The following is a 26996-nucleotide window of genomic DNA, read 5'->3' on the forward strand; positions in this document are numbered from 1 at the left end:
CCCAAAACTATCACATCAACCCAAGGCGAAAAGTTCGACAAAAAAAATCTCTGCAAAACCAAGGCCCCCACGGCGAGAGCCAAGAGAATCGATCCTAAAGCACGTCGAAAATTCACTGCGAAACCTCACATATGGGGGGCTTCACTTCGCAGTGTTCAAGCAAAGGTCCAATTGCGTAACCAAGCGAAGCTGCAGCAGTAGCTGGGTTTGTAAAAATAGAGACTCCTCTCCATACTAGGCCCATAGCGCGCGCACCAAAACCCAGTTTAGCCGCAGCATTTGGCAATTGGTTTGCGAGTGCGTTGCCCGCAACAGCGCCGCCCCCCTTTACTACCACACCCATACCAAGCATGCACATTGAGCTATAGTTTTTCGTTTCGCTAAAATATGGCCCCTTCAGCCCCGCAGCAGCCAGTCCAGCCGCACACATAGGATCCGTGGAATTATCACAAACTCCTGTTTTTGTGATGGTGAATGTAGTGTCGTATTGATCTCCTGCACGGCCATCCGGAATTCCTGCGACCCGGTCAGAAATAGTCGTCAACACATCTAAACCAAATGGATCGACATACTTCAATGCATTCCCATCCACATACCCAAACCGATTGAACCCACCATCCAGCCCAATTGGATCCGCCTGCGTATACCGCCCCCGCTCCGCGCTGTAGCTGCGGAAGTAGTTGTAGTGCAGGTTGCTCTCTTTGTCGTAGTACTGCCCCGGGTAGCGCAGGTTGAAGGTCACCTCGGGGATGGGGGTGGTGCCCGTGGTGGGGTTGGTGGTTTCGTTGGTGAAGCGCTTGGCTCCCAGGGTGGGCTGTTCGTCGCCGAAGGCGCTGTAGGCCCATTGCCAGGCTACCTGGCCGTCGGGCTGGGTGAGCTTGCGCGGGGTGTTCAGGTGGTCGCTGTGCACGGCATAGGCAACCCCATTGACGATGGCGGCAATGGGCATGGGGCCGTTGGCCGTGGGCAGGTAGATGTACTGGGTGGTGCCGGTGCTGTTGCTGCCGCCCATGCCGTATTCGCCCAGCAGGGTGCCGTCCTGGCCGTAGACATAGGCAAAGCCGAGTTTCTGCGCGTCGCTGCTGCCGGGGCTCCACAGGCGGGTGAAGAATTCGTAGGCGGTCTGGATCAGGCTCTTGTCTTGCTCTGCTTCCTGGTCTTCGGGGTCGGCCAGCAGGTTGTTGAGGTTCTTGCCGCTGGTGGTTCCACCTGATCCGCTACCGCTGGCGAACAGCGGTTCGGTCTTGAACACGCGCTGGCCCAGGGCGTTGTGGGCGTACTGGGTGCTGGGGGCGTCCACACCCGTGCCGGTGGTGACTTTTTCCAGGCGTTCCTGGCTGTCGTACTGGAACGTGCGCAGGCCATCATTCAGCAGGTCGCCGGCGGCGTTGTACTGGTAGGTGACGCTGGTGCTGGCGGTGCTGGCACCCGTCTGCGTTTGGCTGAAGCCGGTCTGGCGATTGGCGGTGAGGGTGTAGGTGCGGTTGGTGGTGGTGCCAGCGCGCTGTTGGCTGCTGGTGAGGCGGTTGCCGTTCTTGTCGTAGGTGTAGGTGACGGTGTTGGCAGCGTTGCCGCCTGTGACGGTCTTGGTGAAGCCGGTGATGCGGCCTGTCCAGCTGTACTGCACGGTCCAGGTGGCGGGGGCCGCCGCGACCACGGTGCTGGCCTGGGCGTCGGCGCTGGCGGGCTGCATCAGGCTCTGGGTGAGGCTGGTGATGCGGCCTGCGGCGTTATAGGTGTAGCTGCTGAACTCGGTGTTGGTGAGTTGGCCCGCGGTGTTGTAAGTGCGGCTGGCCGCAATGGCGGCTGCGCTGCCGGGCAGGTTCCAACTCCAGCCGGTGGGCTGGCCCAGGGGGCTCCAGCCAATGCCGCTGACGATGGGCTGGCCAGCCCAGGTGAGGCCGGTTAGTTGGCCGGTGGCGTCGTAGACGTTCTGCAGGACCTGGCCGCCCGGGTATGTGGTGGCGCTCAGCAAACCCGTGGTGGCGTTGTAGCTGTAGCCCAGGGTGCGGGTGTCGTTGTTGATGAGCTTTTGGGTCTGGCTGGTCACGCGGCCGTGTACGTCGCGCTGGTAGGTGGTGGTGCCGCTGGCGTCTTCGATCTCGCTCAGGTAGCCCTTGGCGGTGGTGCTTTGGTCGTAGCGTAGGGAGGTGGTGCCACCAGAGTGCACGATGGAGGTGGGCCGGCCCAGCAGGTCGCGGGTGATGGTGGTGGCCTGGCCCAGGGCGTTGGTGATGCTGGCGGGCAGGCCCAGGGCGTCGTACTGGGCGGCTTTTTCTCCGATGTCGGAACTGCGTTCGCTGGTGGCGTTGCCCAGGGCGTCACGGGTGTAGGCGGTGGTGATGCCCTTGAAGTCGCTGACCGAGGCGACGTCGTCCACTGCGTTGTAGGTCAGCAAGGCCGTGGAGTTTTCTCCGTTGTACAGGGTCTTGACCCGGCGCAGCGGGTCGCGCACGTAGTAGTCGGAGTTGTTGGTTCCGTCCTTGGCCTGGTACAGGTCGCCGTTACTGTCGTAGGTGTAGGTGGTGGTTTGCGTTCCACCGGCCGTGCTGGTTTCCAGGCGGTTGAGGCTGTTGATGCTGCGCGCCAGTTGCCAGACGAGTTGGCCCTGGGCATTGCGCACCTCCTCGCTGGTGCGGTTGCCCATGCCATCGAGCCCGTAGCTGCCGGTGTTGCCCCGGTTGTCGCTCCAGCCGACCAAGCGGTGGGCACCGTCATAGCTGTAGGTGATGGTGTGGCCTTGCGGCAAGGCCGCCGTCGCCAAAGCGCCCGTGGGGTGGTAGGTGAAGGTGGTGACCTGGCTACCGCGCGTGCTGTTGAGCACGCGGCCACGCGCATCGTAGGTGTAGGCCACCACCAGGCCGTTGGGCGCGGTGTGGGTGAGCATGCGGCCTTCGGTATCGTGGGTGAAGGTATCCACATGGCCCAGGGCGTTGGTGGTCTTGGTGAGGTTGCCCTGGGGGTCGTAGGTGTAACTGGTCAGCGCACCGTTGGGGGCGGTTTCCGTGGCGACCAGCCCGGTGGCGTGGTAGGTCCAGCTGGTGGTGCGGGCCATGCCGGTCGTGCCTGTGCTGGTGTCGGTGACGGTCTGGCTTAGTACGTTGCCCGAGCCGTCGTGCGTGTAGGTGGTGACGCGGCCGGCTTCGGTGATGGTGACCGGCAGGCGCCACTGCGGGTGCCAGGCAATGATGGTGTTGCGGGCCTGGGGGGTTCCGGTTCCCTCCTGGATGTTCAGCGGCAGGCGGCGGCTGGTGTCCCAGGTGTAGGTGGTCTGGTTGTACTTCTGGTCCTGGTAGTAGTTGACCAGCCCTGCCGCATTGAGCGTCCCCGTGTAGTACGGCGCGACATCCGGCGATGCAGGCGCCTTCGACGCGCCCACATAGGTCAGCTCATTGCCGTACCGGGCGAAGCTGTAGGTGCGCGAGGTGCCCAGCGGGTCGATCACTTCGCGCTGGGTGGGTGTGGCGTAGCGGTCTGCTGAGCTGGCCTTTTCTGTTCGGATGGCCCAGCCTTCGGTGTCGTAGGTGTAGGTGGAGTAGCGCGCGCTGTTCTCGTCCTTGATGCCTGCCAGCAGGGGCGGAACGGTTGGAGTGGAATCGGTGTAGAGGTACTCGACGCTGGTGCCGTCGAGCTGGCGCACCGTGCTCAACCGCCCATTGGCGTAGCCATAGTTCATGGTGCGCTGGTTGTCGGTGATGACCTGGATGAGCCTATTGCTGTCGCCGTAGACAAAGGTCAGGGTGCGGCCGAAGTTGTTTTGCACGCTCATGGGCAGGCCATCGTTCGAATGGCCGTACAGCAAGTACCAGCCATTGCGATGGACCTTGCGGACGATTCGGCCTTTCGGGTCGAATTCGTAGCGGGTGTCGGTCTCGTTGTCTTGCAGCGCCCAGCCCGATTCGGAACTTCCGGTCAGGATTTTCAGTGGGTTGCGCCCGGTGTACGAGGGGTCGCCATTTTTCTTGTGGAAGTAGCTGAAGCTGCCATCCCCCATCTGGATGCGCACCACCGAAAATCCGCCCGCCAGTTCAACCCCGACCTGCCCTGAGGTGCCGCCGCTAGAACCGCCGGAGGGTGACGAGCCTATGCCCCCGCCCCCTTTCGCAACCGACAGGCGAATATCGTGGTTGTGCAACCAGCCATCACCAAGAGAATGGTTGCCTGTGTCCTTGAAATAGCTGTTGAACCAGATGTCCTTGTCCCGCGCCCGGTGGCTGCGGTAAATGCGCTCGAAGGTGAGCGGAAAGGCTTCACCGGAAGTCAGGTCGACAACGGATTCGATCTTTTCCTGATCAAGGCTAAGGATGGGATTACCGTGGGTCGCATGGGCACGTTGGGCCGCGCAGAGATCGCATGGCTCTGGGTTCTTCTTGATGTCGTTGGTGCAGACGTAGCTGTTGACGTCCGCCGCCCACCGCAACGCGCTGGTGTCATTGCACCGGGGCCCTCGAACGGCGCCCATGTCGGCAGCGTGTTTCTCCCCCACATTTTGGCAGGCACCACTGGTTGTCAAACCATAAGATATGCGAAGTTTTTTCCACTTTCGCACCGGCTCTTGAGAATTGACGAATTTATCAACCTCCTGAACCTCAAATTCGCCCATCTCAATTAAGATTTGGCACATTTTTGGATAATTTGTATTTTTATATACAAAATAATCCAAAGTCTCCTGCTTGGCGATGTCTTCCGATGCGTATCCCGTCCGGCCATCAATCTGGCCAGGCGGAGTTACTCCATATCCGGTGCTATACACCCACGCATCAAACTTGTCCGGCGTCAATCTGCAGGTGACCCATCCATCAACGGGGGCCCACTCAATGCACATTTTTTTATAGTCATACTGGGCAAACGAATGCCCCGAAAACGCGACGAGCAATACCGCCAGCAGCCTGGCCATCCATGAACGCATCAGCCTCTCCCCTCATGATCTGTGCCCCGCGGGCACTTTTTTTGATGGGAGGAAATGTACCGAAGAAGGCTTACTAGCGCCGCCAACGAAAGCCAGACACGGTCCAACATTGCAAGCGTTTGTATCCGTCAACGTGTCGAGACACATTGAGCATTTGCTCAATGCCGGCTGTCACCCCACAAGCACGTCTGATTGCCTGAAGAGCTACACATCCCGCGCCAACCGCACCCCCGAAAACTGCCACCGCGCAGTCGCCGGAAAGAAATTGCGGTACGTGGCCCGCACATGCCCCGCAGGCGTGGCGCACGAGCCCCCGCGCAGCACATACTGGTTGACCATGAACTTGCCGTTGTACTCGCCCACGGCGCCCTCGGCCGTGCGAAAGCCGGGGTACGGGGCGTAGCTCGACTGGGTCCACTGCCAGGCATCGCCAAACATCTGCGCCATGCCCCCACCCTCGGCCGCGCCGGGGTGCAGCAGGGCATCGGGGCCGTCGGCAAAGTGGCCTTGCAGGGGCTGGCGCGCTGCGGCGCATTCCCACTCGGCCTCGGTGGGCAGGCGGGCGCCGGCCCAGCGGGCGTAGGCATCGGCTTCGTAGTACGACAGGTGTACGGCGGGCAGTGCGCTGACCAGGGGCACGAGGCCGGCCAGGGTGAACTCGTGCCAGGCGTCACCCCCATCACCACCGCCCTGCCCTGCGCGGTGCCAGTAGATGGGCTGCGTGAGGCCCTGCGCGGTGCGCCAGTCCCAGCCTTCGGCCAGCCAGTGCGCGGGGTTGCGGTAGCCGCCGTCTTCGATGAAGGCGGCATATTCGCCATTGCTCACCAGGCGCGATGCCAGGGCGTGGGGCTGCAGGTAGACGCGGTGGCGCGGCAGTTCGTTGTCGAAGGCAAAAACGCCGTTGTTATTGTTGTTGTTGTTGCCGCTGGCATGGCCGATTTCGACCACGCCGCCGTCGCTGCGGTGCCAGGTGAGGGGCTGGGCGGGGCCGCTGGCACCCACAGGCGTGAGATCGTGGTACGCCGGAAACAGCGGGTTGCACGAGAGCAAGTGCTTGATGTCGGTGACCAGCAGCTCCTGGTGCTGCTGTTCGTGGTGCAGGCCCAGCTCGACCAGGGCCAGCAGCCTGGCGTTGTCTGTGTGGCGGGCCAGCAGGCGCTGCACGCGCTCGTCCACATTGGCGCGGTAGGCCAGCACCTCGGCCAGCGAGGGGCGGGTAAGCAGGCCGCGCTGCGGGCGCGGGTGCTTGGCGCCCACGCCGTTGTAGTACGAATTGAACAGCACGCGAAACGCCGGGTGGAACGGCGCGAACGCCAGTTCGTGCGGCTCCAGCACAAAGGTCTCGAAGAACCAGGTGGTGTGCGCCAGGTGCCATTTGGCGGGGCTGGCGTCGGGCATGGACTGGGCGCAGGCGTCTTCCGCCGACAGGGGGGCCGCCAGCGCTACCGAGCGCTGGCGCACGGCGGCATAGTCTGCGGGCTGAGGGGGCGGGTTCGTCGTCGTCGCCGGCGGGTTCATCATCCTGCCAGTGTGCCCCAGCGTGGCGGCATTCGGCTGGGAAAATCGCTGGGGCAAGCCCCCGTTGCCGTGCAGTGGTGGCGGCGCAAGCCGTGTGTGATCAAGGCTGCGCATGCACCACCGCAAACCAGCCGCGCGGGTCGGTCCAGGCCCGGGCGCGTGTGAAGCCGGCGCGCGCCAGCAGGTCGGTAAAGGCAGGCAGCGTGTACTTGTAGCTGTTCTCGGTGTGGATGCATTCACCCGCCGCAAAGTCACGCACGCCACCGCCGGGCCAGCGCACCTGCAGGGGCGACATGGCCTGCAGGTGCATTTCGATGCGCGACTGCAGGGTGTTGAAGAAGGCCAGGTGGCGCCACTGCGCGGGGTCGAAGTTGCTGCCGATGAGGCGGTTCACGTGCGTGAGCACATTGAGGTTGAAAGCGGCGGTGACACCGGCTGCATCGTCGTACGCGGCCTCCAGCACGTCCACGTCCTTGGGCAGGTCGATGCCGATGAGCAGGCCGCCGTCGGCATGCGGCTCGCCCTCGCCATCTACCAAGTCGCGCATCTGCTCGAGCAGCATCAGCGCATGGGGCGGGTCAAAGTTGCCGATGGACGAGCCGGGGTAGAACACCAGGCGCCCGGTGCGCGGGATGTCAGCCGGCAGGGTCACGCCGCGCGTCATGTCCGCCCCCACGGCGCGCGCGTCCATGTGCGGGAACTCTTCGCGCATGCGGGCCACGGCGTCCTGCAGAAAGTCGGCCGAAATGTCCACGCCCACAAAGCAGGCCGGCGCCAGCGTGCGGCACAGGGTGCGCGCCTTCTCGCAGTTGCCGGCGCCCAGCTCGATCAGCGTGCGGCCCTGGCCCACGGCCTCGGCGATAGCGGCGGCGTGGTGCTGCATCACGGCATGCTCGGTGCGGGTGGGGTAGTACTCGGGCAGGCGGGTGATGGATTCGAACAGTTCCGAGCCGAGCTGGTCATAGAAATACTTGGGCGAGATGGTGGCGGGCTGCTGCAGCAGGCCCTCGGTGATCTCGTCGAAGATGGACTGGTCTGCCAGTGCCTGGGCAGGCACGGCGGCTTCGGCGCCGCCCGGCTCGCTGGGCAGGCCTTCAAAGGCTTCGAAGGCCAGGTGGGGTGGCTTGGCGTTCCAGGCCGCCTGGCGCGGCGCGCCCCGGGTTGGAAGCAAGGGCGACGGATTCTGGAGGAGTGCGTGGGCCATGGTTCGGAAGGTTAGCGGCGGGGCCGGGGCCCCCAAGTAGGACGATTGCGCATGTGCTTGGGTCGTGGCCGCGCCGGGGGTGCCGCTGCGCGGGCGGCATGGCGGGTATGGGCTGTCATCAGGCCACGCCACAATCATGGGCCCCTGGCGCGGGCACGGCAAGCCCTGTTGTGGCTGGCCCGCATTTCGCTTGCAGACACATCTTTGCCACAAATACACCAGACAAGGACACCCCGACCCATGGATTCACTGACCCAGATCGCCCTGGGCGCCGCAGTCACCCTCGCCACCATGGGCCGCCGCACCGCCGCGTGGAAGGCCGTCTTCTGGGGCGCTGTGGCCGGCACCCTGCCCGACCTGGATGCCTTCATCGACCATGGCGATGCCATGCTCAACATGGTGCTGCACCGCAGCAGCAGCCATGCCCTGCTCACCCTCACACTTTTGTCAGGCCCGCTGGCCTGGCTGGTCGCACGCCTGCATGGCGAAATGCCACACCTGCTGCGCTGGTGGCTTGCCCTGTGGCTGGCGCTGGTCACCCACCCGCTGCTCGATGCGATGACGGTCTACGGCACGCAGCTGCTGTACCCGTTCACCAACCACCCCTACGGCGTGGGCAGCGTGTTCATCATCGACCCGCTGTACACGGTGCCGCTGATCATCGGGGTGGTGGCCGCACTGGTGGCGCGCGGGCGCGATGGCCGGCGCGGCCTGCGCTGGAATGCCTGGGCGCTGGTGTTCAGCACCGCCTACCTGGGCGTCGGCGTGCTGGCACAGCAGCATGTAGAGGGCATTGCGCGTGCCTCGCTGCAGTCAGAGGGCATCACTGCGGAGCGCGTGCTGGTGACGCCGGCGCCGTTTTCTGCCGTGCTGTGGCGCGTGGTGGCGATGACGCCCACGCACTACCTGGAGGGCTTTCGCTCGCTGGCCGATGGCGGCCACCAACCCATGCGCTGGACGCGGCATGAGCGCGGAGCGGACCTGTTCGCCACCTACCAGGGCAATGCGCATGTGCAGCGCCTCTCGCGCTTCACCCACGGCTTCTACCGCATGAACGAGGCGGGCGGGCATGTCTACATCACCGACCTGCGCATGGGCATGGAGCCCGCGTACTCGTTCCACTTCGACATCGGCACGCCGCAGCAGGTGCTGGCAGGTACCGCCAAGGCACGGCAGGAGTGGCAGCGGCCCGACCTGGAGACCGCCCTGCCCTGGCTGTGGCGGCGCATGTGGGCGCTCGATGACGGCCCCCTGCGCCCACCGCCAGGCACCGAGCCGAGGACGCCCGCGCCGATGGCCACCCCAGCGGGCTGAGCACGCAGGCAGCAGCAGTACAGATGGCGCTGGTGGCAGCAGCTGTCTGTACCTTGCCGGGCAAGGCGGCTGCGCATAGAGTGGGCGGTATACCGACCACCCGAGGCCCCGCCATGCTCCAGATGCGCCCCAGCTGCGAATGCTGCGACAAAGACCTGCCCCCTGATACGACTGCCGCGCGCATCTGCACCTTCGAGTGCACCTTCTGCAGCACCTGTGCGGGCGGCCCGCTGGGGGGCATCTGCCCGAACTGCGGCGGTGAGCTGCTGCAGCGCCCACGCCGGCCCGCATCCAAGCTCGCGAAGTTTCCCGCGTCAACCGATCGCGTACACAAACCGCAAGGCTGCGGCCCGGTGCTGGCATGAACCCCGCCACCCTGCTGGTCTTTGCGCTGGTGGCCCTGGTGGCCATTGCCACGCCCGGGCCCACGGTGCTGCTGGCGCTGGCCAATGGCTCGCGCTATGGCGTGCGCCGCTCCGTGCCGGGCATGCTGGGCGCGGTGGCATCGGACTTCGTGCTGGTCGGCGCCGTAGCACTAGGCCTGGGCGCGCTGCTGGCCGCCTCGGAGTTCTGGTTCTCGGTCGTCAAATGGGTGGGGGCGGCCTACCTGGCATGGCTCGGCCTGCGCCTGCTGCGCTCGCAGGGCGGGCTGGACCTGTCGCAGGCCGGCGGTGCCGGGGGCGTGACTGCCCGCAGCGTTTTTGCCAAGTCGTTCCTGGTGGCGGTGACCAATCCCAAGGGCTATCTGTTCTGCTCGGCCCTGCTGCCGCAGTTCATCGACGCCGGCGCTCCGCAGTGGCCGCAGTACGCAGCCATTGCAGTGGTGTTCGCCGGCCTGGATTTCGCGGTGATGCTGGCCTACGCCATCGTGGGCGCCAAGGCGGTGCAGCTGCTGCACCGCCGCGCCGTGCTCTGGCTCGACCGCTGCTGCGGCGGTGCGCTGCTGGCCTTGGCTGGGTCGTTGGCGTTCTACCGCCGAAGCGCTTAGAACCGGTAGCCGAGGCCGATGCCGAACAGAACGGGATCGACCTTGAAGGTACCGGCCTTCACGCCACCTGTAAACACATCGGTCTGGATATAGACCTTCTTCACATCCACATTCAAATACAGGTTCCTGGACAGGGGAATGTCCACCCCGGCCTGCAGGGCCGCGCCCCAGCTGCTCTTGTCGATGCCCACGCCAGCGGGCAGGTGGACGCTGGAAAAGCGCGTGTAGTTCAAGCCCGCGCCCACATAGGGCTTGAAGCCGGGTGCGTCGAAGTGGTATTGCAGCAGCAGCGAGGGCGGCAGGTGCTTGAGCGTGCCGATCTTGCCGCCCAGCGTGCTGGCGCGCACGTCGTGCTTCTGCGGCACGGTCAGGACCAGCTCGGCGGCGATGTTCTTGGTGAAGAAGTAGGAGACGTCGACTTCAGGGATGGCCTTGTCGTTGATCGACAGGCCCAGGCCGGTGCCGTCCTTGTTGGCACTGTCGAGGTTCACGGCGCGGGCGCGCACCAGCCAGGGGCCGTTGGCGTCTTGTGCGCCTTGTGCCATGGTGGCGCCGGATGCCAGCGCGCAGGCGGCCACCAGGGCCAGTTTCAGCAGCTTGTTGTTGTTCATGGGAGCGATGGTTCGATGCAGTTGAACGGGGACGACCCCCGTGCATGCATTGGGCCTCCACGCGCACCGATGCGCCTTGCCAAAGATCAACCATCGGCACCGCTGGCGCGGCGCGCCACCGACCCAGCGCCCAGGCTTCGATCTGGATCAACAATCTGTGCGCCACCTGCGGCGCATGAAACTGGCGCGGCCTAAGCCAGCGCCCCCGCGCAAGGGACGCCCCGCCGCGCTGGGGGCGTCCCCCTCCCGAATCGCGTAGCGAGTCGAGACAGGGGTGAAGGCGCGCAGCGCCTCAGGGGGTGCTTCACTTCAGTGCGCGGCCGCGCCCTTGCCGCGCATTTTTTGCACGGCGGTCACCACGGCCACCACCAGGCCGCCAGCAATGATCCCCACCACGGCATTGAGCAGGTTGGGGACCAGCACGGCCCACAGCCAGCCCACGGGCCACAGGGCGGACGCAGCGCCTGCCCCCTCCACAGCATGGTGCAGGGCCGGCACGCCATGCACCAGGATGCCACCGCCCACCAGGAACATGGCGGCCGTGCCGGCGATGGACAGAAACTTCATGAGCCAGGGCGCCGCATTGACGATGCCCGTGCCCAGGGCCTTGGCCACCGCGCTGCGCTTGTTGTTGAGCCACAGGCCCAGGTCGTCGAGCTTGACGATGCCCGCCACCAGGCCATACACCCCCACTGTCATGATGACGGCGATGCCCACCAGCACGGCCACCTGCTGCGCAAACGAGGCCGTCGCCACCGTGCCCAGGGTGATGGCGATGATTTCGGCAGAGAGGATGAAGTCGGTGCGCACGGCGCCCTTGATCTTGTCCTTTTCCATGGCCACGAGGTCCACGGCCGGGTTGGCATTGGCCTGGGCACGGCTTTCATGCTCGGCCTCGTCCTTGCTCTCGCTGTGCAGGAACTTGTGGGCAATCTTCTCGAAGCCCTCGAAGCACAGGAAGGCGCCGCCGATCATCAACAGCGGTGTGACGGCCCAGGGGGCGAAGGCGCTGATCAGCAGCGCCGCCGGCACCAGGATGGCCTTGTTGACCATGGAGCCCTTGGCGACGGCCCAGACCACGGGGATCTCGCGGTCGGCGCGCACGCCGGTGACCTGCTGGGCGTTGAGCGCCAGGTCATCGCCCAGCACGCCCGCCGTCTTCTGTGCGGCCACCTTGGTCATGACCGACACGTCGTCGGCCATGGCGGCACTCTTCTTGGCCGCCACCTTGGTCATGAGGGCGACGTCGTCGAGGATGGTGGCGATATCGTCCAACAGGGCTAGAAGGCTGCCAGCGGCCATGGGATGTCCTTGGGTGGTGTTTCGGTCAAAGCGCCGACTATAGCAATGACCTGGGTCAATTCCACACGCGGCCAGGGGCCACCGCGCAGCCGGGCAAAGGCCTTGCAGAGGGCGCGGCCCGCCGTGGTTTCGGCAAAAGGCGCATACTCGGCGGCCATACCACCAACCTTTTGGGGTCCCTTGACAACGGGCTTCTCGCCCGAGCCATGCCAGGCTACCTCACCAAGCAAGACAGCGTCGCCATCGCCGGCGCCGCCAACCTCACCATCCGTTCGCTGCTGGACAAGCAGCAGTTCTCCGACCCCCTGGGCGAGGCCGAGCGGCTGGGCATCTCGTCCGCCCTGTGGCCGCTGTTCGGCCTGCTGTGGCCCTCGGGCACGCAGCTGGCAGAGCGCATGGCCACCCGGCCAATGCTGGCCGGCGAGCGCGTGCTGGAGATCGGCTGCGGCCTGGGCCTGGCCAGCCTGGTGTGCCACCGGCGCGGCGTGGACATCACCGCCAGCGACGGCCACCCGCTGGCCGACCGCTTTCTGCTCGAAAACCTGCGACTGAACGCGCTGCCGCCCATGAAATACTGCGCCGGCCACTGGAACCCACCACAGGACATCGAGAGCGACGGCCCCGCTGCCAGCACCGTGAACGGCCGGTTCGACCTGATCATGGGCAGCGACGTGCTCTACGAGCGCGACGCGCGCGCCACCCTGGCCGGCTTCATCGACCGCCATGCCGAGGTCGGCGCGCAGATCTGGATCGTGGATCCCGACCGCGGCAACCGCGGCGCCTTCCACAAACAGATGGCGGTGCACCGCTTCGAGGTGGTGGAAGAGCGCCTGGACCACCCGGCCCTGGGCGACCGCCCCGCCTACAAGGGCCGATTGCTGGTGTACCAGCGGGCTGCGCTGGAAAGCTGAGGCAGCAAACGGCAGGCCCATGAAAAACGGGGCCGAAGCCCCGTCTTGATCGTGGTTACGGCCTTTCGGCCATGCCAGCGATCAGCCCACCCACTTGCGGGCATTGCGCCAGATGCGCATCCACGGGCTCAGCTGGCTGCGGTCTTCGCTGGTCCAGCTCATCTGCACGTTGCGGAACACGCGCTCGGCATGCGGCATCATGGCCGTGAAGCGGCCATCGGCCGTGGTCACAGCGGTAAGCCCACCCGCGCTGCCGTTGGGGTTGAAAGGGTACTGCTCGGTGGCCGCGCCGTGGTTGTCCACATAGCGCATGGCGGCAATCGCCTTGTCGGCATTGCCCCGGTAGCGGAAGTTGGCGTAGCCCTCGCCGTGCGCCACGGCGATCGGCAGGCGGCTGCCAGCCATGCCCTGGAAGAAAAAGCTCGGGGATTCGAGCACCTCCACCATCGACAGGCGGGCCTCGAAGCGCTCGCTCTGGTTGGTGGTGAAGCGCGGCCAGTCCTGCGCACCGGGGATGATATCGGCCAGCTCAGCAAACATCTGGCAGCCATTGCACACCCCCAGGCCGAAGGTGTCCGTGCGGCCGAAGAAGCCCTGGAACTGCTCGGCCAGCACCGGGTTGAAGGTGATGCTGCGCGCCCAGCCGATGCCGGCACCCAGGGTGTCGCCATAGCTGAAGCCGCCGCAGGCGACCACGCCCTTGAAGTCCGCCAGCTGGGCACGCCCGGTCTGCAGGTCGGTCATGTGTACGTCGTAGGCCTCGAAACCCGCCTCGGTAAAGGCGTAGGCCATCTCGATGTGCGAGTTGACGCCCTGCTCGCGCAGGATGGCGACCCTGGGGCGCGCCAGGTTGAGGTAGGGCGCGGCCACGTTCTCGGCCGCGTCGAAGCTCAGGTGTATGTGCATGCCGGGGTCGGCCGCGGCGCCGGCAGCGGCGTGCTCGGCATCGGCGTTGGCAGGGTTGTCGCGCTGCTGGCAGATCTTCCAGCTCACGGCGTCCCACACCTGGTGCAGGTCAACCAGCGGCGCGCTGAACACGGCCTTGGCATCGCGCCAGACCTGCAGCTCGCCCTTGCCGGCGTCGATGGGCGAGGACACGGGGCGCGTCTTGCCCACGAAGTGGCTGAAGCGCGACAGGTGGTGCTCGCGCAGCAGCTGCATCACCTCGTTGCGCTCGGCGGTGCGCACCTGCAGCAGCACGCCCAGCTCTTCGTTGAACAGCGCCTTGAGCGTCAGTTCTTCACGGCGCGCGCTGACCTGGGAGGCCCAGTTCTTGGCGTCGCCAGTTTCCATGCGGCTGTCGCTGATGCCGTCGCCCTCGGTGACCAGCAGGTCCACGTTGAGCGACACGCCCACATGGCCGGCAAAGGCCATCTCGGCCGCGGCCGCCAGCAAGCCCCCGTCGCTGCGGTCGTGGTAGGCCAGGATCTGGCCCTTGGCGCGCAGCGCGTTCACGGCGTTGACCAGGTTCACCAGGTCCTGCGGGTCATCCAGGTCGGGCACCACGTCGCCGCTCTGCTCCAGCGTCTGGCCCAGGATGCTGCCGCCCATGCGGCTCTGGCCCTTGCCCAGGTCCACCAGCACCAGGGTGGTGTCCGCTTCGGTGGCATCGAGCTGCGGGGTGAGCGTGCCGCGCACGTCGGCCAGCGAGGCGAATGCGCTCACGATCAGGCTCACGGGCGAGGTGACCTTCTTCTTGTCGCCACCTTCTTGCCACTGCGTGCGCATGGACAGCGAATCCTTGCCCACGGGGATAGACACGCCCAGGGCCGGGCACAGCTCCATGCCCACGGCCTTCACCGTGGCGTACAGCGCGGCGTCTTCGCCGGGTTCGCCGCAGGCGGCCATCCAGTTGGCGCTGAGCTTGACGCGCGGCAGCTCGATGGGCGCGGCCAGAAGATTGGTGATGGCTTCGGCCACGGCCATGCGGCCCGATGCGGGGGCGTTGATGGCCGCCAGCGGCGTGCGCTCGCCCATGCTCATGGCCTCGCCGGCAAAGCCCTTGAAATCGGCCAGGGTCACGGCGCAGTCGGCCACCGGCACCTGCCAGGGGCCGACCATCTGGTCGCGGTGCGACAGACCACCCACCGTGCGGTCGCCAATGGTGATGAGGAAGCGCTTGGACGCCACCGTGGGGTGGGCCAGCACGTCGATCACGGCCTTTTGCAGGGGCACGCCGGTGAGGTCCATGGGCGCGAACTGGCGCTCCACCGTGGTCACGTCGCGGTGCATCTTGGGCGGCTTGCCCAAGAGCACATTCATGGGCATGTCCACGGGGCTCTTCTGGTCGCCACTGGCCACGGCCGTGTCGTCCAGCACCAGTTGGCGCTCTTCGGTGGCGGTGCCGATCACGGCAAAGGGGCAGCGCTCGCGCTCGCAAAAGGCCTGGAACTGGGCCAGCGAACCGGGGGCGATGGCCAGCACGTAGCGCTCCTGGCTTTCATTGCTCCAGATTTCCTTGGGCGCCATGCCCGATTCTTCGAGCGGCACGGCGCGCAGGTCAAAGCGCGCGCCGCGGCCGGCGTCGTTGGTCAGCTCGGGGAAGGCGTTGGACAGGCCGCCCGCACCCACGTCGTGGATGGCCAGGATGGGGTTGGCATCGCCCTGCGCCCAGCAGTGGTTGATGACCTCCTGCGCACGGCGCTCGATCTCGGGGTTGCCGCGCTGCACGGAGTCGAAGTCCAGTTCGGCCGCATTCGTGCCGGTGGCCATGGAGCTGGCCGCGCTGCCGCCCATGCCGATGCGCATGCCGGGGCCGCCCAGCTGAATCAGCAAGGAACCGGCGGGAAATTCGATCTTCTTGGTGAGGCCCGCGTCGATCACGCCCACGCCGCCCGCGATCATGATGGGCTTGTGGTAGCCGCGCACCACCGCGTCATCCTTGACGCCCACGGTCTGCTCGTATTCGCGGAAGTAGCCAAGCAGGTTGGGCCGGCCAAATTCGTTGTTGAAGGCTGCACCGCCCAGGGGGCCTTCGACCATGATCTGCAGCGGGCTGGCGATGTGCTCGGGCTTGCCGACCTCGCTGCCCCAGAGCTTGGAGACGGTGAAACCGGTCAGGCCCGCCTTGGGCTTGGAGCCCCGGCCGGTGGCGCCTTCGTCGCGGATCTCGCCGCCCGCGCCGGTGGAGGCTCCGGGAAAGGGCGAGATCGCCGTGGGGTGGTTGTGCGTTTCCACCTTCATCAGCACGTGCTGGGTGGCTTCGCTCTTGGCGTAGCCCACCGTGCCGGCATCGCCCATTCGCGCCAGGAAACGCTCGACGGTGTGGCCTTCCATGACGGAGGCATTGTCCGAATAGGCGATCACCGTGTGCTGGGGCGCCAGCTGGTGGGTATTGCGGATCATGCCGAACAGGCTCTTGTCCTGCGCCACGCCGTCGATGGTGAACTCGGCGTTGAAGATCTTGTGGCGGCAGTGCTCGCTGTTGGCCTGGGCGAACATCATCAGCTCGACGTCGCTCGGGTTGCGCGCCAGGCCCGTGAAGGCGTTGACCAGGTATTCGATCTCGTCTTCGGCCAGGGCCAGGCCGAAGCGGGTGTTGGCGGCCTCCAGCGCGGCGCGGCCGCCGCCCAGCACATCCACATGCTCCATGGGCGCGGGCTGCAGTTCGGTGAACAGGGCTGCGGCGCCGCTGCGGTCGGCCACCACCGATTCGGTCATGCGGTCGTGCAGCAGGGCCGCGACCTGGGCCACCTGGTCGGCGCTCAGCTCGGGCGTGCCGCCCAGCAGGCCGGGCTTGAGGGCCACGCGGTACTCGGTGATGCGCTCCACGCGGCGGATGGCGATGCCGCAGTTGCGCGCGATGTCGGTGGCCTTGGAGGCCCAGGGCGAGAGCGTGCCCAGGCGCGGCGTGACGACGATGACGGCACCGGTTTCGGGGCCGGCGTAGGGGTCGCCGTAGGTCAACAGGGCCGCCAGACGCTCCTGATCGGCAGGCGACGGCGCCGCATCGGTGGCCACCAGGTGCACGAAGCGCGCAGCGATGCCAGTGATTTTTGGATGGATGGCCTCGAGGGCAGGCTGGAGTTGCTGGGCGCGAAAGGTGCTGAGGGCGTTGCCGCCCGCCAGCGTGGTCATGTGCAAGGTCACGGTAGCGGCCTGTTGGGGTGTGAGGGGTACGGTGGGCGCCGCCGCCATCCGAAAAACGCAGGCTTGGTGGCGGTTAGCCTTCCATTTTAACCGGCGGCGCTGCGCCCCATGCGGCATAAGAACCTGTTCACGATCTCCCAGGGGTCGCGCAGCGGCCTTGGCGGGATGGGATGCTAGGCGCGGTGCGCAGTTGATAGCCCGGCTATCAACAAGCGCCGCAACGCCGCAGACCGCCCGCCAAGGCCGCTGCCCGAAGGGTTGGAGCGAAATCGGGCGATTGGACGCCCCGGCTGCTTGCATGGGCACGAGCCCATGCGGCGCATCCGAAGCATCCACTCATCCCGATTGCGCTCCAACGCGATCCCCTGCGAGATCGTGAACAGGTTCTTCACCGCAATGGGATAATCCCTGCATGAGCATCACCATCAAAACTGCACAGGACATCGAGGGCATGCGCGTGGCCTGCCGCCTGGCGTCTGAAGTGCTGGACTACATCGCCCCCCACATCAAGCCCGGCATCACCACCAACGAGATCGACCGGCTGGCCGCCGAATGCATGGTCCAGCAGGGCACGATTTCGGCCACGGTGGGTTATCAGCCACCGGGCTACCCGCCCTACCCCAAGTCGCTGTGTACCTCGGTCAACAACGTGGTGTGCCATGGCATCCCGAACGACAAGCCCCTCAAGAAGGGCGATATCGTGAACGTGGACGTCACCGTGATCACCAAGGAGGGCTGGTACGGCGACAACAGCCGCATGTACCTGATCGGCGAGACCTCCATCGCCGCCAAGCGCCTGTGCGCGGTGACCTTCGACGCCATGTGGCATGGCATCGTGCAGGTCAAGCCCGGCGCCCACCTGGGTGACATCGGCCACGCGATCCAGAAGTTTGCCGAAGGCCTGGGGTTTTCCATCGTGCGCGAGTTCTGCGGCCACGGCATCGGTCAGCGCTTCCATGAAGAGCCCCAGGTGCTGCACTATGGCAAGCCCGGCACGCTCGACGAACTCAAGCCGGGCATGGTCTTCACCATCGAGCCCATGATCAACGCCGGCCGCCGCGAGGTGAAAGACCACGGCAACGACGGCTGGACCATCGTCACCAAGGACCACAGCCTCTCGGCCCAGTGGGAGCACACGGTGCTGGTCACCGAGACGGGCTATGAGGTGATGACGCTGTCGGCCGGCTCGCCGCCGCTGCCGTCCTTTGTGACCGCCACAAAGACATAAAAAGTCAGCGGGAACCCCGCTGCGCACGACTCTTGCGTGGAACACTGCATGGCCATATCGACTGCAACGCCCCTATCGTCCATGACCGAAATCCACGCCCTTCGGGACGCCTACCGCCGCGACAAGGCGGCGCTGATGGCCTCCATCCAGGCCACGGGCGCGTCCACGCGCGGCATCCGCGTGCTGCTGCGCAAGCTTTCCACCCTGGCGGGTAGCCTGCTGCAGGAGCTGTGGCGCCGGGCCGAGCTGCCGCCTGACCTGGCCCTGGTGGCAGTGGGCGGCTTTGGCCGCGACCAGTTGTTCCCGTATTCCGACGTGGATGTGCTGCTGCTGCTGCCCGACGACCGCGCGGCCGATGGCTGCAGCGTGCTGCGCGCCCAGCTCGAAGGCTTCATCGGCAGCTGCTGGGATGCGGGGCTGGAGATCGGCTCCAGCGTACGCACCATTGCCGAATGCCTGGCCGAGTCGGCCGCCGACGTGACGGTGCAGACCTCGCTGCTCGAAGCGCGGCAGATCTGCGGCAGCACCGAGCTGTTTGCCCGCTTCCAGGCCCGGTACCTGGAGCAGATGGACCCGCAGGCCTTCCTGGTGGCCAAGACGCTGGAGATGCGCCAGCGCCACAACAAGTACGAGAACACCCCCTACGCGCTGGAGCCCAATTGCAAGGAGTCGCCCGGCGGCCTGCGCGACCTGCAGATGATTTTGTGGGTGGCGCGCGCTGCGGGCCTGGGGAGCACCTGGAAGGAACTGGCCGCCAACGGCATGGCCACGGCCTTCGAGGTGCGCCAGATCGAACGCAACGAGGCCGTGCTGTGCCTGATCCGCGCGCGCCTGCATGCGGCCGCCGGCCGGCATGAAGACCGGCTGGTGTTCGATTTGCAGACCGCCGTGGCCGAATCCTTCGGCTACCGCTCGCAGGCGCCCGATGGCTCGCGCCTGCCCATGCGCGCCAGCGAGGCCATGATGCGCCGCTACTACTGGGCGGCCAAGGCGGTTTCGCAGCTCAGCCAGATTTTGCTGCTCAACATCGAGGAGGCGCTCAACCCCTCGGCCCACGAACTGCGCCCCATCAACGAGCGCTTCTTCGAAAAATCGGGCCTGATCGAGGTGGCCAGCGACGACCTGTACCTCAAGGACCCGCACGCCATCCTGGAGACCTTTCTGCTCTACCAGACCACGGTGGGGCTCAAGGACCTGTCGGCGCGCACGCTGCGGGCCCTGTACAACGCGCGCGGCGTGATGGACGGTGCCTTTCGCAGCGACCCGGTGAACCGCGCCGCCTTCATGCGCATCCTGCAGCAGCCGGCCGGCATCACGCATGCCATGCGGCTCATGAACCAGACCTCGGTGCTGGGGCGCTACCTGTGGGCGTTTCGCGGCATCGTGGGGCAGATGCAGCACGACCTGTTCCACGTCTACACGGTGGACCAGCACATCCTGATGGTGCTGCGCAACGTGCGCCGCTTCTTCATGGCCGAGCACGCACACGAGTACCCCTTCTGCTCGCAGCTGGCCGGCGGCTGGGACAAGCCCTGGCTGCTGTACCTGGCCGCGCTGTTCCACGACATCGGCAAGGGCCGCGGGGGCGACCATTCGCAGATCGGCGCCATGGAAGTGCGGCGCTTTTGCCGCCAGCACAAGGTGGACCGCGAAGACGGCCAGCTCGTCGAGTTCCTGGTCAGCGAGCACCTGGCCATGAGCCGCATCGCGCAAAAGGAAGACCTGAGCGACCCGGACGTGATCGCCGCCTTCGCCAAGCGCGTGGGCAACGAGCGCTACCTCACGGCGCTGTACCTGCTCACGGTGGCCGACATCCGCGGCACCAGCCCCAAGGTGTGGAACGCCTGGAAGGGCAAGCTCCTGGAAGACCTGTACCGCGCCACGCTGCGCGCCCTGGGCGGGCGCGCGCCCGATGCCGCCGCCGAAGTCGAGGCGCGCAAGCGCGAGGCCCTGGTGCTGCTGGCGCTGAGCGCCCTGCCCTTCGAGGCGCACAAGGCCCTGTGGGCCACGCTGGACGTGAGCTATTTCATGCGCCACGAGGCCGCCGACATCGCCTGGCACACGCGCCACCTGTCGCGCCACGTGGGTGCGCCACGCGCCGTGGTGCGCGCGCGCCAGTCACTGGCAGGCGATGGCCTGCAGGTGATGGTCTACGCGCCCGACCAGGAGGACCTGTTCGCGCGCATCTGCGGCTACTTCGACCGCGCGGGCTTCAGCATCCTGGACGCGCGCGTGCACACGGCCAACAACCAGCATGCGCTCGATACCTTCCAGATCGTGGCCGACGACCAGGCCGGCCACTACCGCGAACTGACCCACATGGTGGAGAGCGACCTGGTGCATGTGATCGAGGAAGGCGGCCCGCTGCCCGAGCCTACGCGCAAGCGCGTTTCGCGCCGGGTCAAGAGCTTCCCCATCGCCCCGCGCGTCACCCTGCGCCCCGACGAAAAGGCCCAGCGCTGGCTGCTGGCCATTTCGGCCAGCGACCGCGCCGGCCTGCTCTACCTGGTGGCCCGTGTACTGGCCCAGCACCACCTGAGCGTGCAGCTGGCCAAGGTGAGCACCCTGGGCGAGCGGGTGGAAGACACCTTCCTGGTGCAGGGACCGGAGCTGCAGAACAATGCGCGGCAGATCCAGATCGAAACCGAGCTGCTGCGCGAATTGAGCGCCTGAGGTTCAGGCCTTCAGGCCACCGCTGGCAACTTGTCGAGCAGCTTGTCCAGCGTGACGGGATAGTCGCGCACGCGCGCACCCGCGGCGTTGAAGATGGCGTTGGCAATGGCCGCACCCACCCCGCACAGACCGAGTTCACCCACGCCCTTGGCCTTCATGGGCGATGAGGTGGGGTCGGTCTCGTCCAGGAAGACCACCTCCTGGTGCGGAATGTCGGCATGCACCGGCACCTCGTAGCTGGCCAGGTCGTGGTTGACGAAGAAGCCCTGGCGCTTGTCCACGGCCAGGTCTTCCATCAGTGCGGCGCCCACGCCCATGGTCATGGCGCCGATGACCTGGCTGCGCGCGGACTTGGGATTCAGGATGCGGCCCGCGGCGCACACGGCCAGCATGCGGCGCACGCGGATTTCGCCGGTGGCCACGTCCACGCCCACCTCCACGAAGTGCGCGCCGAAGGTCGATTGCTGGAACTTCTTCTGCAGGTCGCCGTATTCGATGCTGTCCTCGACCACGAGCTCGCCATCGGCCGCCGCGTCGGCCAGCGGCACAGAGCGCTCGCCCGCACGCACCATGCCATCGGCGAACTGGGCCGCCTCGGGAGGCATGCCCAGCTTTTGCGCAATGGCTTCGCGCAGCTTCACGCAGGCGGCATACACCCCGGCTGTGGACGAGTTGCCGCCCCACTGCCCGCCCGAACCGGCAGACACCGGAAACGCCGAATCGCCCAGCCGCACCATGACCTTGCTGACCGGCACGCCCAGCATTTCGGCGGCCGTCTGCGCAATGACGGTGTACGAGCCCGTGCCGATGTCGGTCATGTCGGTTTCCACCGTGACCACGCCGCGCTGGCCGAGCCGCACGCGCGCGCCGGATTTCATCGCCAGGTTGTTGCGGAACGCCGCCGCCACGCCCAAGCCGACGAGCCAGCGGCCATCGCGCACCTGGCCCGGCTCGGTCCGGCGCTGGCTCCAGCCGAAGCGCTGGGCGCCGGTGCGCAAGCACTCGATGAGCTGGCGCTGCGAGAAGGGACGCTCGGGCTTTTCAGGGTCCACCTGGGTGTCGTTGATCACGCGCAACTCCACCGGGTCGATGCCGAGCTTGTAGGCCATCTCGTCCATGGCGATCTCCAGCGCCATCATGCCCGGCGCTTCGCCCGGGGCGCGCATGGCATTGCCCTCGGGCAGGTCGAGCACCGCCAGGCGCGTGGCCGTCATGCGGTGGGCACCGGCATAGAGCAGCCGCGTCTGGTTCACGGCCGTCTCGGGCTTGCCCTCCGGCAGGTCGCCCGACCAGCTCTCGTGCGCGATGGCGCTGATCTTGCCGTTCTTGGCCGCGCCGATGCGGATGCGCTGGATGGTCGCGGGGCGGTGCGTGGTGTTGTTGGCGATCAGGGGCCGCTGCAGCGCCACCTTCACAGGCTGGCGCGCCGCCTTGGCGCCCAGGGCAGCCAGCAGCACGTCGGCACGGATGAAGAGCTTGCCGCCGAAGCCACCACCCACGAAGGGCGAGACCAGGCGCACCTTGTCCTTGGGGATGCCCAGCGTCTTGGCCAGGTCGCCCACGCTCCAGTCCACCATCTGGTTCGATGTCCAGACGGTGAGCTTGTCGCCGGTCCAGGCCGCCGTGGTGGCATGCGGCTCCATCATGGCGTGCGAATGGTCGGGCGTGGTGTAGGTGGCATCGTGCTGCACCGGCGAGGCGTCGAAGGCCTTGTCGAAATGGCCTTTGCGCGTGTCCGCAGGCGAGCCGTCCTGCTCGGGCGGCTTTTGCGCAGAAGGGCGGGCTGCAGCCAGATCGAACTGGCCCGGCGTGCGGGTGTACTGCACCTTTACCAATTGCGCGGCCGCGCGCGCCTGCTCGAAGGTGTGGGCCACCACCAGGGCGATGGCCTGGTGGTAGTGCTGCACCTCGGGTCCGGCGAGCAGTTTGGCGGTGTTGAATTGGCCCTGGCCCAGGGTGCCCGCCGTCTTGGCCGTCACGATGGTGATCACGCCGGGCGAGCCCTGCGCGGCGCGCAGGTCCATGGACTCGATGCGGCCCTTGGCGATCGCGGCGCCGACCACCACGCCATAGGCCGGGCGGGCGATTGCGTCATGGCGTTCATAGGCATAGGGTGCCGTTCCGCTGGTCTTCATCGGCCCGTCGATGCGGTCGGTGGCCTGGCCGATGACGCGCAGCTGGTCGATGGGGTTGGTGGTGGCGGGGGTGTCGAATTTCATGCGTCAGCTCCTTGCCTGCGCCAGCACGGCCGCCAGGGTGCGCTCGGCCAGCATGATCTTGAAAGCGTTGTCGTGCCCCGGTTGGGCACCGGCCAGCAGCTTGGCCGCCGTGGCCCGGGCACCATTGGGCAGCTCCGCCTCGGCCGCCTCCACGCGCCAGGGCTTGTGGGCCACACCGCCCAGTGCAACGCGGCCCGTGCCGTTGCGCTGCACGATGGCCGCCACCGACACCAGGGCAAAGGCATACGAGGCGCGGTCGCGCACCTTGCGGTAGACATGGGTGCCGCCCACCGGCCGGGGCAGCGTCACCGAGGTGATGAGTTCCCCGGGGGCCAGCACGGTCTCCACATGCGGCGTGGTACCGGGCAGGCGGTGGAAGTCGGCGATGGGGATCACGCGCGTGCGGCCGTCGCCGCGCACGGTTTCCACCCTGGCGTCGAGCACGCGCAGCGCCACCGCCATGTCGCTCGGGTGCGTGGCAATGCAGGCCGGGCTGGTGCCGATCACCGCGTGCTGGCGTGTGACCCCGCCGATGGCGCTGCAGCCGCTGCCGGGCTGGCGCTTGTTGCAGGGCATGTGGGTGTCGTAAAAGTAGGGGCAGCGTGTGCGCTGCAGCAGGTTGCCGGCCGTGGTGGCCTTGTTGCGCAACTGGCCCGAGGCACCGGCCAGCAATGCGCGCGAGAGCACGGCATAGTCGCGCCGCACGCGCTCGTGCGCGGCCAGGTCGGTGTTGCGCACCAGGGCGCCGATGCGCAGGCCGCCGTCCAGCGTGGGCTCGACCCGGTCGAGCTGCAATGCATTCACGTCCACCAGGTGTACGGGATTTTCGATCTGCAGCTTCATCAGGTCCAGCAGGTTGGTGCCGCCGGCGATGAACCTGGCGCCGGGTACGCGTTCGACGGCGGCAGCCGCCTCTGCGGGGGACAGGGCGCGTTCGTAGGTAAAGGGCTTCATGCTTTCGCTCCCGCAGCCACTTCGGTGATGGCATCCACGATGTTCGAATAGGCGCCGCAGCGGCAGATGTTGCCGCTCATGCGCTCGCGCAATTCATCGGGCGACAGCAGCGGCCGCGCCGTGAGGTCGGCGCTCACATGGCTGGGGATGCCGCGGCGGATCTCGTCGAGCATGCCCACGGCAGAGCAGATCTGGCCCGGCGTGCAGTAACCGCACTGGTAACCATCGTGCTTCACGAAGGCCGCCTGCAGGGGGTGCAGGTTGCGCGGCGTGCCCAGGCCTTCCACGGTGGTGACCTGCGCGCCTTCGTGCATCACGGCCAGCGTGAGGCACGCGTTGATGCGCCGGCCATCCACCATCACCGTGCAGGCGCCGCACTGGCCATGGTCGCAGCCCTTCTTGGTGCCGGTGAGCTGCAGGTGCTCGCGCAAGGCGTCGAGCAGCGTGGTGCGGGTGTCCAGCTCTAGCTCGCGCGGCTGGCTGTTCACGATGAACGTGACCTTGGCCATGGGAGTGGGAACCGTGGCACCGGGCGGCTGGGTGGCCGCCGGTGTCTGGGCGTCGGCAGGCATGGCCGCCGTCGCCGCGCCGGAAGCGGCGCCGACGATCAGCAGATCGCGCCGGGAGATCGGCAGCGCAGTCGCTTGTTGCATGTTTTTGTCCTGTGGGGGCGGATCAATGCATGCTGGGCGCTGCAGCCTGCCGCACCATGGCGGCCGTGTCCTGATTTCCTGTAGGACAAGGCCCCGCCCTGTCCAGGAGACCGCACGGGGTCAGGCCCTGCAGGCCTGGATGAAGCTGTGCAGCTCCGCATCCCGGTCGTGCTCGTGCGCGCCCACGTAGCGCGGCTCGGGGTAGACCGCGAGGTTCACCACCACCAGCTTCTCTGCGCGGTGGATGTAGATGCGCTGGCCCGAATGGCCCATGGCCACCATGGCGCCGTCATCGGTGAGCCACCAGCCAAAGCCGTAGCCCGTGAGCCCCAGCGACAGCCTGGAAGGATGGAACGCCTCCGGGATGTCGAAGGCGCGCGTGGCCATGGCGTCCACCCAGCCCGGCGGCAGGATGGCCTCGCCATCCTGCACCCCGTCCGCAGCGACCAGCGAGGCCAGCCGCCCCATGTCGCGCAGCGACATGCCCGCGCGGCTGCCCGCGATCTCCTGGCCGCCCTCCGATTCGAGCGTGTAGTAGGCATCGTCTTCCATGCCGCAGGGCTGCCATAGGCGCGCGGACAGGTAGTCCGCCAGGGTCTGCCCCGTGGCCGCGCACAGCACACAGCCGAGCAGGTAGGTATCGCCCGTGTTGTAGTGCCAGGTGCTGCCGGGTGCATGCTGCGGGGGCACGGCCTGCAGCATGCGCAGCACCCCGCCCGGCACCTTGTCCGCAAGCGACTTGCTGTAGCGATTCACATCGGACTGTTTGTCGGTGTAGACCTCGGACCAGGCCACGCCCGAGGACATGGTCATCAGCTGCCGCACGGTGACCTCGGCGTAGCCGGATGACTGCATCTGCGGCAGGTAGCGCACCACCGGGTCGTCCACGCTGCCGATGGCGCCGTCGCGCACCGCGGCCCCCACCAGCAGCGCCGTCATCGACTTCACGGTGGACATGGTGCTCCAGCGCTCGCCGGGCTGCAGCCCCAGGCCATAGCGCTCCAGCACCACCTGGCCATCGCGGATCACGAGCAGGCCGGCCACGCTGTTGCGGTCCATGAAGTCCCCGACCGTGCGCGGCTCGCCCGCGTGGGCATAGCGCAGCTGCAGTTCACGGCCACGCACAACAGGCCTGGCGACTGGGCCACGCCGGATGGTGCGCGTGGCGAAGAGCTGGTCCACGATGCGGTAGCCATAGGCCTGCAGGGGGGGCGACCAGAGCAGGAAGTCCTCGCTGCGCGGCAGATGCACCCGGGCTTGCGCGGTGGGAGCCGCATCGATGGGAAGGGAGGAATGCATGTCGGACACGGTATTGCGCTGCATGGAGGGTGCTCACTCGTTCTGGATGCCCAGCCGCTGGATGATCGGGCCCCATACCAGGGCCTCGTCCTGCATGGTCCTGGCCACCGCTTCGGGGCCCAGGGCCGTCGGCGGGTCCATGAACAGCGCGTCCATGCGGGCCTTGACGGTCGGGTCGGCCCAGAATTTCTTCGTCTCGGCATTCAGCAGCGCCACCACCTCTTCTGGGTGTGCCCTTGGGCACCATCAACCCATACCAGCCGCCGGCAGGAAAGTCCTTGAGCCCGGCTTCATAGACCGTGGGCACGTTCGGCAAGGCCGGTGAGCGCTGGCTGCCGAACACCAGCAGCGGCACCACCTTGCCGCCCTTGGCCTGGGGCACGACGCTGGTGATGGCATCGGCCGTGACCTGGATCTCGCCGCCGATCAGCCCGACCATGGCCGGGGCCGCGCCCTTGTAGGGCACGTGGGTCATCTGCAGGCCATAGTGCTGCGCCAGGAACTCGACGTTGAGGTGCGTCGAATTGCCCTTGCCGGCGGACCCGTAGTTGAGCGAATCGGGCTTGGCCCGGGCCAGCCTGACAAGGTCGTCCAGCGACTTGATGCCGGACGCCGGGTTGGCCACCAGCACCTGCGACGTGCCCGCCAGCATGAGCACCGGGTCGAAATCCTTCACCGGGTCGTAGGCCAGCGTCTTGTACGAAAAGCGGTTGAGCGACATGTTCGACGTGCTGCCGAACAGCAGGGTGTAGCCGTTCGCGGGCTGCTTGGCGACGTAGCTGGCCGCAATGCCGCCATTGGCACCGGGCTTGTTGTCAACCACCACGGGCTGCCCGAGCGACTTGCCCAGGTGGTCCGCCCAGGCCCTTGCCAGGCCGTCGGCGGCACCGCCTGCGGCCACCGGCACCACCACCGTGATGGCCCTGGACGGATAGGCCTGCTGCGCCTGCAGGGGCATGGCGGCGAAGACCGCCAGGCCAGCGAGGCCCATCGCCAGCCCGGAAAAAAGAGGATGTGAAACCATGGTGCGCGCCTTTGCAGTGAGTGGATGCAGGGCGATGCTATGCAGCGGCTGGCAGAACGTCCAATGCATAATTATTTGAAATACCATTACCCACCCTCAT

At 66.7% G+C, this 26996-nt stretch carries 17 protein-coding genes; 6 read left to right on the top strand and 11 right to left on the bottom strand.

Annotation, left to right across the window (positions count from 1 at the left end):
• Positions 1–112: 112 nt before the first annotated feature.
• The 3 genes from AC0IZS_RS28840 to egtD form a co-directional block, all read right to left on the bottom strand.
• Positions 113–4909 (bottom strand): RHS repeat-associated core domain-containing protein, encoded by a 4797-nt coding sequence (locus AC0IZS_RS28840; protein WP_471638823.1) that lies wholly within the window; start codon positions 4907–4909, stop codon positions 113–115.
• 204 nt (positions 4910–5113) lie between these two features.
• Complete coding sequence (egtB, locus tag AC0IZS_RS28845; protein ID WP_471639593.1) at positions 5114–6427, bottom strand: ergothioneine biosynthesis protein EgtB; 1314 nt, start codon at positions 6425–6427, stop codon at positions 5114–5116.
• Between the two features lie 100 nt (positions 6428–6527).
• On the bottom strand, positions 6528–7484 hold the full coding sequence (gene egtD, locus AC0IZS_RS28850) for an L-histidine N(alpha)-methyltransferase (RefSeq protein ID WP_471639594.1): 957 nt from the start codon (positions 7482–7484) through the stop codon (positions 6528–6530).
• 387 nt (positions 7485–7871) lie between these two features.
• On the opposite strand from egtD, the gene AC0IZS_RS28855 reads away from it, so the two are divergent.
• From AC0IZS_RS28855 to AC0IZS_RS28865, 3 genes are all read left to right on the top strand, one after another.
• Positions 7872–8945 (top strand): metal-dependent hydrolase, encoded by a 1074-nt coding sequence (locus tag AC0IZS_RS28855; RefSeq protein WP_471638824.1) that lies wholly within the window; start codon positions 7872–7874, stop codon positions 8943–8945.
• Positions 8946–9058: 113 nt separating this feature from the next.
• Positions 9059–9310, top strand: a complete 252-nt coding sequence (locus tag AC0IZS_RS28860) for a DUF1272 domain-containing protein (protein WP_057203581.1) — start codon at positions 9059–9061, stop codon at positions 9308–9310.
• Positions 9307–9933, top strand: coding sequence for a LysE family translocator (locus tag AC0IZS_RS28865; protein WP_471638825.1), 627 nt, complete (start codon positions 9307–9309; stop codon positions 9931–9933). Before AC0IZS_RS28860 ends, AC0IZS_RS28865 begins: the two co-directional genes overlap by 4 nt.
• On the opposite strand, the gene AC0IZS_RS28870 is transcribed toward AC0IZS_RS28865, so the two are convergent.
• Together AC0IZS_RS28870 and AC0IZS_RS28875 are read right to left on the bottom strand one after the other, a co-directional pair.
• On the bottom strand, positions 9930–10544 hold the full coding sequence (locus AC0IZS_RS28870; protein WP_471638826.1) for an OmpW/AlkL family protein: 615 nt from the start codon (positions 10542–10544) through the stop codon (positions 9930–9932). The genes AC0IZS_RS28865 and AC0IZS_RS28870 overlap by 4 nt on opposite strands.
• Before the next feature lie 309 nt (positions 10545–10853).
• Positions 10854–11846 carry a DUF808 domain-containing protein gene (locus AC0IZS_RS28875; RefSeq protein WP_471638827.1) on the bottom strand — a complete coding sequence of 331 codons (993 nt, stop codon included), beginning with the start codon at positions 11844–11846 and terminating at the stop codon, positions 10854–10856.
• Between the two features lie 206 nt (positions 11847–12052).
• Between AC0IZS_RS28875 and AC0IZS_RS28880 the strand changes: the two genes are divergently transcribed.
• Positions 12053–12757 (top strand): class I SAM-dependent methyltransferase, encoded by a 705-nt coding sequence (locus AC0IZS_RS28880; protein WP_471638828.1) that lies wholly within the window; start codon positions 12053–12055, stop codon positions 12755–12757.
• Between the two features lie 81 nt (positions 12758–12838).
• Here AC0IZS_RS28880 and purL read toward each other — a convergent pair whose 3' ends face one another.
• Entirely contained in the window at positions 12839–16846 is a 4008-nt protein-coding gene (purL, locus tag AC0IZS_RS28885) for a phosphoribosylformylglycinamidine synthase (protein ID WP_471638829.1), read from the bottom strand.
• 412 nt (positions 16847–17258) lie between these two features.
• Here purL and map point away from each other — a divergent pair, with 412 nt between their 5' ends.
• Both map and AC0IZS_RS28895 read left to right on the top strand, forming a co-directional pair.
• Positions 17259–18074, top strand: a complete 816-nt coding sequence (map, locus tag AC0IZS_RS28890) for a type I methionyl aminopeptidase (protein ID WP_057203586.1) — start codon at positions 17259–17261, stop codon at positions 18072–18074.
• Positions 18075–18155: 81 nt separating this feature from the next.
• On the top strand, positions 18156–20747 hold the full coding sequence (locus AC0IZS_RS28895; RefSeq protein WP_471638830.1) for a [protein-PII] uridylyltransferase: 2592 nt from the start codon (positions 18156–18158) through the stop codon (positions 20745–20747).
• A gap of 11 nt (positions 20748–20758) precedes the next feature.
• Here the strand turns inward: AC0IZS_RS28895 and paoC are convergent, their stop codons facing one another.
• The 5 genes from paoC to AC0IZS_RS28920 form a co-directional block, all read right to left on the bottom strand.
• Positions 20759–22966: an aldehyde oxidoreductase molybdenum-binding subunit PaoC gene (gene paoC, locus AC0IZS_RS28900; RefSeq protein WP_471638831.1), complete on the bottom strand. Its 2208-nt coding sequence runs from the start codon at positions 22964–22966 to the stop codon at positions 20759–20761.
• A 3-nt stretch (positions 22967–22969) separates the two neighbouring features.
• Positions 22970–23920 (bottom strand): FAD binding domain-containing protein, encoded by a 951-nt coding sequence (locus AC0IZS_RS28905; RefSeq protein ID WP_471638832.1) that lies wholly within the window; start codon positions 23918–23920, stop codon positions 22970–22972.
• Positions 23917–24573, bottom strand: a complete 657-nt coding sequence (gene paoA / locus AC0IZS_RS28910) for an aldehyde dehydrogenase iron-sulfur subunit PaoA (protein ID WP_471638833.1) — start codon at positions 24571–24573, stop codon at positions 23917–23919. The genes AC0IZS_RS28905 and paoA overlap by 4 nt, the downstream gene beginning before the upstream one ends.
• A gap of 120 nt (positions 24574–24693) precedes the next feature.
• Entirely contained in the window at positions 24694–25755 is a 1062-nt protein-coding gene (locus AC0IZS_RS28915; RefSeq protein WP_471638834.1) for a serine hydrolase domain-containing protein, read from the bottom strand.
• Positions 25685–26830 (bottom strand): Bug family tripartite tricarboxylate transporter substrate binding protein, encoded by a 1146-nt coding sequence (locus AC0IZS_RS28920; RefSeq protein WP_471638835.1) that lies wholly within the window; start codon positions 26828–26830, stop codon positions 25685–25687. The genes AC0IZS_RS28915 and AC0IZS_RS28920 overlap by 71 nt, the downstream gene beginning before the upstream one ends.
• Positions 26831–26996 lie beyond the last annotated feature (166 nt).

The sequence above is a fragment of the Acidovorax sp. AC410 genome, from assembly GCF_979253235.1.

Excerpts from the sequence above, each read along its gene's own strand:
- AC0IZS_RS28840 (WP_471638823.1), bottom strand. The coding sequence starts at position 4,909 with ATGCGTTCATGGATGGCCAGGCTGCTGGCGGTATTGCTCGTCGCGTTT.
- egtB (WP_471639593.1), bottom strand. The coding sequence starts at position 6,427 with ATGAACCCGCCGGCGACGACGACGAACCCGCCCCCTCAGCCCGCAGAC.
- AC0IZS_RS28855 (WP_471638824.1), top strand. The coding sequence starts at position 7,872 with ATGGATTCACTGACCCAGATCGCCCTGGGCGCCGCAGTCACCCTCGCC.
- AC0IZS_RS28860 (WP_057203581.1), top strand. The coding sequence starts at position 9,059 with ATGCTCCAGATGCGCCCCAGCTGCGAATGCTGCGACAAAGACCTGCCC.
- AC0IZS_RS28865 (WP_471638825.1), top strand. The coding sequence starts at position 9,307 with ATGAACCCCGCCACCCTGCTGGTCTTTGCGCTGGTGGCCCTGGTGGCC.
- AC0IZS_RS28870 (WP_471638826.1), bottom strand. The coding sequence starts at position 10,544 with ATGAACAACAACAAGCTGCTGAAACTGGCCCTGGTGGCCGCCTGCGCG.
- AC0IZS_RS28875 (WP_471638827.1), bottom strand. The coding sequence starts at position 11,846 with ATGGCCGCTGGCAGCCTTCTAGCCCTGTTGGACGATATCGCCACCATC.
- AC0IZS_RS28880 (WP_471638828.1), top strand. The coding sequence starts at position 12,053 with ATGCCAGGCTACCTCACCAAGCAAGACAGCGTCGCCATCGCCGGCGCC.
- map (WP_057203586.1), top strand. The coding sequence starts at position 17,259 with ATGAGCATCACCATCAAAACTGCACAGGACATCGAGGGCATGCGCGTG.
- AC0IZS_RS28895 (WP_471638830.1), top strand. The coding sequence starts at position 18,156 with ATGACCGAAATCCACGCCCTTCGGGACGCCTACCGCCGCGACAAGGCG.
- paoC (WP_471638831.1), bottom strand. The coding sequence starts at position 22,966 with ATGAAATTCGACACCCCCGCCACCACCAACCCCATCGACCAGCTGCGC.
- AC0IZS_RS28905 (WP_471638832.1), bottom strand. The coding sequence starts at position 23,920 with ATGAAGCCCTTTACCTACGAACGCGCCCTGTCCCCCGCAGAGGCGGCT.
- paoA (WP_471638833.1), bottom strand. The coding sequence starts at position 24,573 with ATGCAACAAGCGACTGCGCTGCCGATCTCCCGGCGCGATCTGCTGATC.
- AC0IZS_RS28920 (WP_471638835.1), bottom strand. The coding sequence starts at position 26,830 with ATGCCCCTGCAGGCGCAGCAGGCCTATCCGTCCAGGGCCATCACGGTG.